This is a genomic window from Methanohalobium sp., from assembly GCF_046546175.1.
Lineage (GTDB): Archaea > Halobacteriota > Methanosarcinia > Methanosarcinales > Methanosarcinaceae > Methanohalobium.
In genome coordinates, this window is record NZ_JBKGYF010000062.1 from 1 (window position 1) to 10,159 (window position 10,159).

The 10,159-nt window shown below is 38.0% G+C and carries 7 protein-coding genes; 5 read left to right on the forward strand and 2 right to left on the reverse strand.

Going from position 1 to position 10,159, the window contains the following annotated elements; all coding sequences use genetic code 11:
* The first annotated feature begins 602 nt into the window (after positions 1-602).
* The gene (locus ACLFMM_RS07295; RefSeq protein ID WP_410808065.1) at positions 603-1,769 is read left to right on the forward strand and encodes a sugar phosphate nucleotidyltransferase; all 1,167 of its coding nucleotides are present in this window, start codon (positions 603-605) and stop codon (positions 1,767-1,769) included.
* A gap of 29 nt (positions 1,770-1,798) precedes the next feature.
* On the forward strand, positions 1,799-2,827 hold the full coding sequence (locus ACLFMM_RS07300; protein WP_410808066.1) for a lysylphosphatidylglycerol synthase transmembrane domain-containing protein: 1,029 nt from the start codon (positions 1,799-1,801) through the stop codon (positions 2,825-2,827).
* 3 nt (positions 2,828-2,830) lie between these two features.
* On the opposite strand, the gene ACLFMM_RS07305 is transcribed toward ACLFMM_RS07300, so the two are convergent.
* Positions 2,831-4,504, reverse strand: a complete 1,674-nt coding sequence (locus ACLFMM_RS07305; RefSeq protein ID WP_410808071.1) for a radical SAM protein — start codon at positions 4,502-4,504, stop codon at positions 2,831-2,833.
* 584 nt (positions 4,505-5,088) lie between these two features.
* On the opposite strand from ACLFMM_RS07305, the gene ilvD reads away from it, so the two are divergent.
* The 3 genes from ilvD (at position 5,089) to ACLFMM_RS07320 (ending at position 9,010) form a co-directional block, all read left to right on the forward strand.
* Entirely contained in the window at positions 5,089-6,750 is a 1,662-nt protein-coding gene (gene ilvD / locus ACLFMM_RS07310) for a dihydroxy-acid dehydratase (protein ID WP_410808067.1), read from the forward strand.
* A gap of 107 nt (positions 6,751-6,857) precedes the next feature.
* Positions 6,858-7,235: a 4Fe-4S dicluster domain-containing protein gene (locus tag ACLFMM_RS07315; RefSeq protein WP_410808068.1), complete on the forward strand. Its 378-nt coding sequence runs from the start codon at positions 6,858-6,860 to the stop codon at positions 7,233-7,235.
* A 17-nt stretch (positions 7,236-7,252) separates the two neighbouring features.
* Positions 7,253-9,010, forward strand: coding sequence for an aldehyde ferredoxin oxidoreductase family protein (locus ACLFMM_RS07320; RefSeq protein WP_410808069.1), 1,758 nt, complete (start codon positions 7,253-7,255; stop codon positions 9,008-9,010).
* A gap of 168 nt (positions 9,011-9,178) precedes the next feature.
* On the opposite strand, the gene mtrH is transcribed toward ACLFMM_RS07320, so the two are convergent.
* Positions 9,179-10,117, reverse strand: coding sequence for a tetrahydromethanopterin S-methyltransferase subunit H (mtrH, locus tag ACLFMM_RS07325; RefSeq protein WP_410808070.1), 939 nt, complete (start codon positions 10,115-10,117; stop codon positions 9,179-9,181).
* Positions 10,118-10,159 lie beyond the last annotated feature (42 nt).

The following is a 10,159-nucleotide window of genomic DNA, read 5'->3' on the forward strand; positions in this document are numbered from 1 at the left end:
TAATACTCCTCCACTGTTTTCGGTAGACTTCCAGTACGGGGTTCTGAGACGCCATGTATGCCTTGAATAAGTCAAAATTATGATCTCCGGGGAATCCAGCTTTGCACAAAAAATAAATTTCCTGCACAAAAAGTCGTCAATTTAGGACCTTTTTTGTGCAAAGCCCTTAGTTCAGATATATCTAAAATGTTTTCTCTTATTTACGTCAGTACTATTCAATTAAGCCAATTTTTTAGTGTTTCATGTAACGATGAAAATATCAAAGGCAATAATATATTCTATTAAGGATTTCTACAGAGCTTGTCAAATCATATAATTTATAGTCATTAACTCATTAAATTATACCTTGTATTTGTACATAGAATTTGTTCATCCATGCTTTAGCAAATGACAGATATTTTTCTAGTTCCATGAACAATGTTTTTATGATAATCTCATATGCTGTTTGTGTATAATTAACTACATACCTTACTATAGTTGTCCAGCAGAAAAATGATGTTTAAGTTGTGGAACATATCCAATAATTATATGATTACATTTAAGGTTAATATATTTTTGAGAATCGTTACATCTATAAATCAAAAGAACAATATCGGTTAAGCATGAAAGCGTGTATAATGTGTGGAGGAAAAGGGACAAGACTTCACCCTTTAACTTTTGAGCGCCCCAAACCAAGCATACCTATTTTGAACAAACCACTTCTAAGTCATTTGATCGAACATCTGGCAAAAGAAGGGTTTACAGAAATCGTTGTTACCCTCGGATACATGGGTCATATGATAGAAGAACAGCTTGGAAACGGGCGTATGTTCGGGGTTCATATTGATTATGTATATGAGCATAAAAAACTGGGTACTGCCGGTAGCGTGAAAAATGCTGAAAATTTACTCGGTAATGAACCATTTATTGTTCTTAGTGGTGACCATGTATTGAATCTGAACTTGAGGGATATGTTCAGATATCATGAAATGAACAAATCGTTAATAACAATTGGATTACTTTCTATTGATGACCCCAGAGAATTTGGTATTGCAGATATGGATGTGAATAACAAAGTTCACAGATTTCTGGAAAAACCCGATTCCGGTGAAATATTCAGCAATCTTGCAAGTACTGGTATTTATGTATGTGATCCTGAAATTTTTAATTATATACCTGAAAACACCCAGTATGATTTTGCAAAGGACGTGTTCCCAAAACTAATGTCAATGGGTAATGATATAAGAGGATTCCTTGTTTATGGTGAATGGACTGATGTAGGGAACCCTGCTGCATACCGCGCAGCTCAACGCTGGATGCTTGCCTCATTGACTGGTACATCGATTCTGGGACGTTTCAACACAAAAAATGCACGCATAAGTGGACCTTTAAAGATTGATAATAATGTAATGGTAGGTTCAAATTCCTCACTTGTAGGTCCAATTGTTATTGGTGAAAATACAGAAATAGGTGACAATGTTCTAATTGGCCCATATACTGCAATCGGTTCAAACTGTGTTATTGGAAACAATGCCCGGGTTCTCTCATCATATATCTTCAATGATGTGAAGATAGGCCAAAATACAAACGTATCAGGTGCAGTAATCGATAATAGTGTAAGGATAGGACAGAATGCAAGTTTGGAAAATGGTACAGTACTGGGTGCTAAAGTAACTGTTGGAAATGGGGCAACAATCCATTCAAATGTCAAAATCTGGCCAGATTTAACAATTAAAGAATCTGAAAATGTAACACGTAATATGTACAATCCAGAATATAGTGAAGAATAATAATTGCTTTAGTATTCTGGATTGATTGCATGTGTAAATTCAAAAATTGGCTAAAGGCATCTCTTCTAATAAGTGGGATATCTGTTATAATACTTCTTGTTATTACAGTTGATTCTGAAACAATAGATGCCATCCTGAAAATCAAATATCACTACATATTGCTGGCTATTATTCTGCATTTGATTGCATATTTTACATGGAGTCTTCGTACGAGAGCCATGTGCCGGGGTATTAATTACAAAGTCAGACTTTTAAAATGTGTTGAAATTATAACCGCAAGTACCTTTGCGGCATCCATCACCCCTTCCTCAATAGGTGGAGAACCTGTACGAATCGAACTACTGCATCAGAATGACTTACCACGTGGACGTGCATCTGCTATAATTGTGGGAGAGCGATTTATGGACGCACTTCTGATTCTTTCTTCAGCACCTATAGCCCTTTTCATATTAAAGCATGCGTTTTCAGGTTCCAATCTGGATGTAGTGTTTATTATCGGTGAATTTATTTTATTATCCGCTCTGGTTATATTGTTGTACGGAATTTCACGTCCTGCAAATTTAAAACGTATTATACATTTTATTGTCATAAGAGTAACTAAGTTATTCGGTAAAAAGAAAGAATATCAAACTTTTTACATTCTCAAACAAATCGATTCAGAACTCGATAATTTTCATGAAAGCCTGCATATGCTTTTGAATGTGGGTCGCAGTAGTTTATTGTACGGTATGATATTTACCATACTTTACTGGATTCTTGAATTTTCTATATTACCCGTTATCCTTGCAGGGTTTAACCAGAACCCGCCCATAATGCTTGCATTTGCAGCACAGATTTTACTTCTTATTATCATAGCAGTACCTGCTAAACCAGGTGCCAGTGGTGTTGCAGAGTTTAGAGCAACTACACTTTTTTCAGTTTTTGTAGCATCATCTTTAATAGGAGTTACTGTAATTGCTTGGAGAGCTTTTACCTACTACATGAACCTTTTAGTGGGTGGATTTGTGAGTATAAAAATCATCAGAGATACAGAGCTGATGAACAGGTTATTTGGATGATATTCAGATTGATATATAGTTGATGAGTTTCTCACCCTGGCTTACTCTTTCCAGAAAATCGTTTTCATCTTTGAATGGTATGCCTTTATATATGTCAATAGCCTGTTTTTTTCCAATACCCGGAATTTCTTGTATCAAGGATAATGAGGCTTCATTTATTTTGAGAGGGCATGGAATACCCGTGATTGAGCGGTGTCCGTGACCTGTTACCATAACATCAATGAATCGTCTTACATGGAGTTTTTCAGGTATTCCTACAAGTAACGGATAAGACCCCAATTGTCTTCCGAATGTAACATTATCTTTGTGGACTTCAAGCAACACATTTTTAAGAACAGTTCCATCAGGTACAAGTCTTCTGAGCAAGGGTTTATCTATATATTCTCTTACATTTTCTTTATGATTTAAGAATAGTTTGTTGTGTTTTTTTGAGATGGTGTCTTTGCCATAAATAGGAGTTCCTGGGAATGTAATCACCTGTCTTAGATTTATACGTCTAATCAGGAGTTCGGAGTCCAGTATTTTTTGCAGGAATTCATAGTTTAATTTGAAGATTTTCTTTGTTTCACCTTTTAGACCGTATACAAAATTCAACCCAGGAAGCAGTTCCGGGAGCCCGTTGAAACCACGTTTACTTCCTGATTTGTTTATGATTTTAATCGCTTCAAATACTTCATCAGGTGTAGCTTTAAGATTGTTTGCAGCTATAACATCAGGGTCAGCACTTTCCATGCCAAGGGCACATACATCACCCGAAGTATGGTATTTTATTATGGTGTTTATGATTTCGTGGGATTTTTCAGGATATCTAGCAATTGTAGCTGGATTTACATTATCCATATGCAAAACCTGTAAATCAGGAGCTACATCCCATATACCCTTGTAAAGTTTTTCTATGGCATCTGGGTTGGGTTCAGGAATATCTTCTTCGTTTTCAATGGAATGATAGGTAAAAAGGTCGGGCTGTCGACCAATCCTGAAATATCGAGCGCCTGATTGGTATAGTTCTGACACTTCGGCTACCACATCATCTATGGGTCTGTATCTGGATTCTTTGTAAAAAGGCTCAGTGCAGAAAGAACAATGGGTTTTTCTTTCACATCCCCGGTAGGTTTCCAGTTCACACATGATGTATGGGTAATCAGGATGTTGCTGATGGATAAATGCACCATTTACGGCCCATTTTCCGATTTCTTCTACAGTTCTCTGTCGGTGCTCAATGTTTTCGATTTGTCCCTCATTCTGTACAAAATCGTATACAAATGCTTCAATATCTTCTTTGGCAACAAAAACATTTTTGACATCAATACCAAGTTCTGCAGCGGATTCCCCACCCTGTTTACTGAAACCAAGACGTACAGGTCCACCGAGTATTTTGGTACCGGATGCAGTTGTAAAAATGCTTTCAATTTCGCTGAGATTTATTGGTGAACTCCGTAAATATTTACCAGGTACTGTCATTCCTGCGATTATAACAACAATATCAGCATTTTTAATTATTTCCTTCATATCGGATGATGTACGCAGCTGATCGATTGTAGTATAATGAATGTCTTTCTGGTCAAAGTTACATTCATACAAAGCCCCAGCAATATATCTTGGATATGGTGACAAATAAGGAGGTACTCCAAAACATGCAGGTTCATCTACATAACCATCTACTATTACAGCTTCCATATTATCCATTAAATTTTGTATCCTTGCAGATGTTTGTTTAGAATTATCATCAAAGCCATTGAAAATTTTAACGCCTTTATAATATTTAACGAGAGAAAAATAAAAGCATCATTTATTATATATATTTATAATCACATAGTAAGGGATTAGAAAGCAGATGTAGAGAATGAGGGAAAAACTCTACACCTGTTACCTGTTTAAAGTAGTGGACGAGCAGTTTAATGGTTGAGTGGGGTTCAACCAGTGGGGAGTGTGCGAAAGTAGTCAAATTGGTTATATCTGCCCAATCTGTGTAGTTGGGGGGTTACATAGATTGGGCAGCTATTCTTATCAATTGGAGTTAGTTGATTTTGAGTATCCACACCATATAGCTATATTCGATAGATTTTATATATATTTATGATTTTTATATATTGGTAATCTTTAAAATATTATATTAAATGTTGATACGATACATTTATTTACTCAAGACCATGTTTTAATATGAAAATATGTAATATTTCTCGATGTTTATTTAAAGCTACTTTGTTATTGGTTGATATAGTCAATTGATATAAAAATATCCTGTAGACGAGTTGATTTTAATGAGAAGTGACACTATCAAAAAAGGAATGGAACACGCACCCCATCGTTCACTCCTGAAAGCCACCGGGGTTACGGATTCCGAGATGGATAGACCCTTTATCGCAGTTGTAAATTCCTGGAATGAAATAGTTCCCGGACATATTAATCTTGATAAACTGGGAGAATCAGTAAAGGCAGGAATAAGAAATGCTGGTGGTGTACCTTTTGAATTCAATACCATCGGTGTATGTGATGGGATAGCAATGGGTCATGAAGGTATGAAATATTCACTTCCAAGCCGTGAGGCTATTGCTGATACCATTGAACTTATGGTTCAGGCACATCAGCTTGATGGTATGGTCCTAATAGCTGCATGCGACAAAATACTGCCAGGTCATCTAATGGCTGCCGGACGTTTAAACATACCTGCCATTGTAGTAACAGGCGGCCCCATGCTGCCGGGATATGTCGGTGATGAATGCTGTGACCTTGTATCTGTTTTTGAAGGTATAGGTTCCTGCCGGAACAACAATATCTCAGAATCCCAGTTAAAAATGATTGAAAATCAGTCCTGCAGTGGTGCAGGATCATGTGCAGGGTTGTTCACTGCCAATACGATGTCCTGTTTAACCGAAGCAATGGGAATGAGTCTTCTTGGCTGTGGAACTGCACATGCTGTAGATGCAAAAAAAGCGCGCATTGCCAAGGAATCCGGCGAGCGTATAGTCCAGATGGTGGATGAAAACCTTACACCACGTCAGATAGTGACTGATGAAACCCTCAAAAATGCTATCAAGGTAGACATGGCAATAGGTGGAAGTACCAATACAGTACTGCATCTTCCGGCGATTGCCAGTGAATTCGGACTGGAGCTGCCGATTGAAATATTCGATGATTTAAGCAGAGAAACACCACATCTAATAAATCTGCGACCAGGTGGATACAATCACATGCTTGATTTTGACAGAGCAGGTGGTGTCCAGGCAATACTTGAGAGAATAAAACCAATGCTTTTCCTTGATGCAAAGACTGTGACCGGGAAAACACTTGGTGAAAACCTTGAAAACTTTGTTGTGATAAACCCTAAAACAAACAAAGAAATTATAGCAACAATCGATGACCCGGTACATCCGGAGGGCGGCATTGCAATCCTTAAAGGTTCCCTTGCACCTGAAGGTTCAGTAATCAAGCAGTCTGCAGTAAATGAAAATATGCTTGTACATAAAGGCCCGGCAAAAGTTTATGACAGTGAAGAAGATGCCATGTGCGGAATACTGGGTGGGGATATAGAACCTAAAGATGTAGTTATTATAAGGTATGAAGGACCCAAAGGTGGACCTGGAATGCGTGAAATGTTGTCCCCGACTTCTGCAATTGCGGGGATGGGACTTGATACCGTTGCACTGGTTACGGATGGACGTTTCTCTGGCGGTACCAGAGGACCCTGTATAGGTCATGTTTCACCAGAAGCCATCGATGGTGGGCCTATAGCATATGTCCAGAATAGTGATGAAATCGAAATCAACATCCCTGAAAGAACTCTTAACCTTAATATTTCAGAGGACGAAATGAAAAAAAGGCAGGAGTCATATAGATTATCTGAAAAAGAAGTGGATTCGAAGTATCTTACAAAATACCGGAAATCGGTAGGATCTGCAAGTAAAGGCGGGATACTTCAATAATTTTTCTTTTTTTGCTGAGATTTTTAAACAGAATAAAGGGGGATGGTCTAATTCCAAAAAGAATTAAAGTAGCCAATAGGGCACGATGTATTGGATGTTATTCCTGCATGCTGGCATGTGCAAGGACTTATTATAATACAGTGTCATTGAAAAACAGTGCAATTGATATACAGACAAAAGGCGGTATAGAGGAAGGTTTTGTCCCTATAGTATGCCATGCCTGTATAGATCCACCGTGTTCAAGAGCCTGTCCAACTGGAGCACTTACAGTAAGGAAAGGTGGTGGTGTTGTACTCCACAGGAATTTATGTGAAGGTTGTAAATATTGTGTAGATGCGTGTCTTATAGGTGCAATACATCTAGATGCTGAGGGTAAAGCTATAGTCTGCAAACATTGTGGAGTATGTGCAACTTACTGTCCTCGGGATGTACTTGAACTAAGAAAAGTGGGAGAAAATGGTGAAGAGATTGTAGATACAGGTTAACATATCAGAGGGATTTAATGACCGATTCAATTATAAACAACATGTCTAATGTACTTTATGTAGACCTTACAAACGAAAAATCAAAAGTTGTTCAAAGACAGGAGCTTTATGACAAATATTTGGGCGGAACAGGTGTTGCAACACAACTACTCCATGAGGAATTCACCGAAATAAAAGATGCCCTTGACCCTGAAGCACCTATCGTTCTAAGTATCGGACCATTTTCCGGGATTTATCCCTGCTGTACAAAGGCTGTAGCAATGTTCCGTTCTCCCCTTACCGGAGAACTGGGTGAATCATATTCAGGAGGTAGAATTGCTACTGTTATGAGGTTTGCAGGATATGATTCTATAGTGATTACCGGAAAAGCAAAACATCCTGTATACCTCTCTATCCATGACGGGAATGTGGATTTCAAGGATGCCACCTCTATATGGGGACTATCATCAACTGTTGATGTTGGAAAAATACTCAGAGATATCGAACCATACACCGGCAGAAGAAGTATCATACGTATAGGTTCTGCGGGAGAGAATGGAGTTAAGTATGCCAATGTAAATGTTGACACCTACCGACATTTTGGGAGACTTGGTATTGGTGCTGTTTTTGGTTCCAAAAATTTGAAAGCTGTTGTAATATCTGGCAATGAAGAACTACAGGTGACAGATAAAAAAGAATACAATAACGAGTACAAGGAACTTTATAATAAAGTAGTTAACACCGATTTAATGGAAAAATACCATGATTTGGGAACCACAGAAAATATAAATGTTTTAAATGAACTCAATGCTCTGCCAACCAGAAACTTCCAGCAGACTTTTTTTGAATGTGCGGAAAATGTGTCGGGTGAAAATTTTGGAGATAATTATCTAATCAGGAAACTCTCCTGTACAGGATGCCCAATAGGATGTATACATGTTGCAATGCTGAAGAAGTTGTTTTCAAATGCTCATGATATTGAAGTTTCAGATATTCCATACGATTATGAACTTGTGTATGCACTCGGAACAAATTTGGGACTAACTAAACCAAAAGATGTACTGGAGTTGATAGACTCCTGTGAGCACTACGGAGTTGATGTGATTAGTATGGGTGTTGTACTTGCATGGGCAACTGAAATGTCGATGAAGAGAAAAATATCAACAGATGAGACCATGGGAGTATCGCTCAGATGGGGGGATGCAACAAATTATCTTCGCGCCATTGACCTGATAATAAAATCTCCAAATGAATTCTATTCTGCTCTTGCAGAAGGTGTCACAATTGCTTCAGAAAAGTATGGCGGCAAAGATTTTGCAATGCAGCTTGGAGGACTGGAAGTACCTGGATATCATACAGGACTTGGAAATGTTGTAGGGCTTACAGTAGGTGTACGACATTCACATCATGATAATGCAGGATACAGTGCAGACCAGAAGTCGTTTAAGAACGGTCTATCAGATGAAGATATTATTGACCAGCTTATTTCCGAAGACGATAAGAGAGGAGTTCTTAATTCGCTTGTCATCTGTCTGTTTGCACGCAAGGTCTATACACCTGAATCTATAGTAAATGCTCTAAAACCACTTGGTATTGAAAAATCAGAAGAAGAGCTTGATAGGATAGGAAAAGAAATTTTCATGAAAAAGTACGAATTAAAGAGGAAATTCGGATTTAACTTGGACAACCTTAAACTTCCAGGACGGTTTTTTGAAACTGCATCTACTAATGGTATAATTGATGAATCAAGGGTTGAAAACGCAATTAAAATATACAAAAGCAAAAGGGGTTTTTAAGGTGGGGTTTGTCTGGAAATCACTGGAATCTGTTCAATATGTGGCAGACCTGCAAAATTGTATACATGCAGGTTATGCGGTAGGCACGTATGTAATAATTGCCTAAATTCAAAAGGTATCTGTGTTCAATGTGCACAGGGTGTTAGAGGAAGACGTATCGAATAAATATTACACCAGACGATTGATAGGATGCTTGCTGGATTGTCCAATATCCAATCCTATACCTGCAGATGCTTCTGATACCATAATGTCACCCATTGCTGCAACAGGGAATGTATAAGGAGCATTTTCAATTGGACCATAGAGGACAAAATCCCCAGTTGCCATCTGCTGCATACAGGTAGAACTGATATCACACATCTTGTATATCAGTGGATCTTTCTTTCCTTTTTCTTTGAGCCAGCTCCATGAAGAGGGTGCATTGTGTATACCTGAACCGGTAGGGTATCCCCATTTAGCTTTTACATTTGCAGTCATCCTCAATGCGATACCTGCACCACTACCCATTGGAGTGATACTTGGATCAACCAGAATGTTGGATATTCCACAATCTCCTGCGATTTCCAACAGTCCTTTTTCAATAGTCCCTCCACCGTTTTCAAGCATTTTCATCCTTCCTTCCAGTGAAGAATCTATGGCGTTAAACCCGAGTATTATTGAACTGAATACATCAGAGTTTTTAAGTGCTTGTTCTTCGTCTTTTGAAATACTCAGATTAACAGAATTGTAGATTGTTTTATCTGCAAGTCCTATTTCTGTAACATGTTCCAGTGCTTTTTTGCGTACATTGGATTCTGATGAATCAATAATAAATGGTGCATCAGTGATTTCGGAAATGAAATCTATATAGTTGCATATATTATCAGGAGTTGTACCGTAAATATGTATCAGGTGGGGATTTCCAGTTTCATCAGAATTGGATTCCTGTACATTTACAAGCGTTTCAGCGGCGTTTTCATCAAAGGTGCCCCTGGATTCGTTTTTTACGATTTTATGTCCTTTATAAAAGATAGTTCCTGCAAGTGCAGTTGGTAATTCACCGGGTTGTCCCCCAATCTTCACACCTGCTATATTGACGATTTCCTGCTCTTTCCTGAATTTAAACATCTATTAACCTCACATATCGAATGGTGAAAAACAATTACAGTT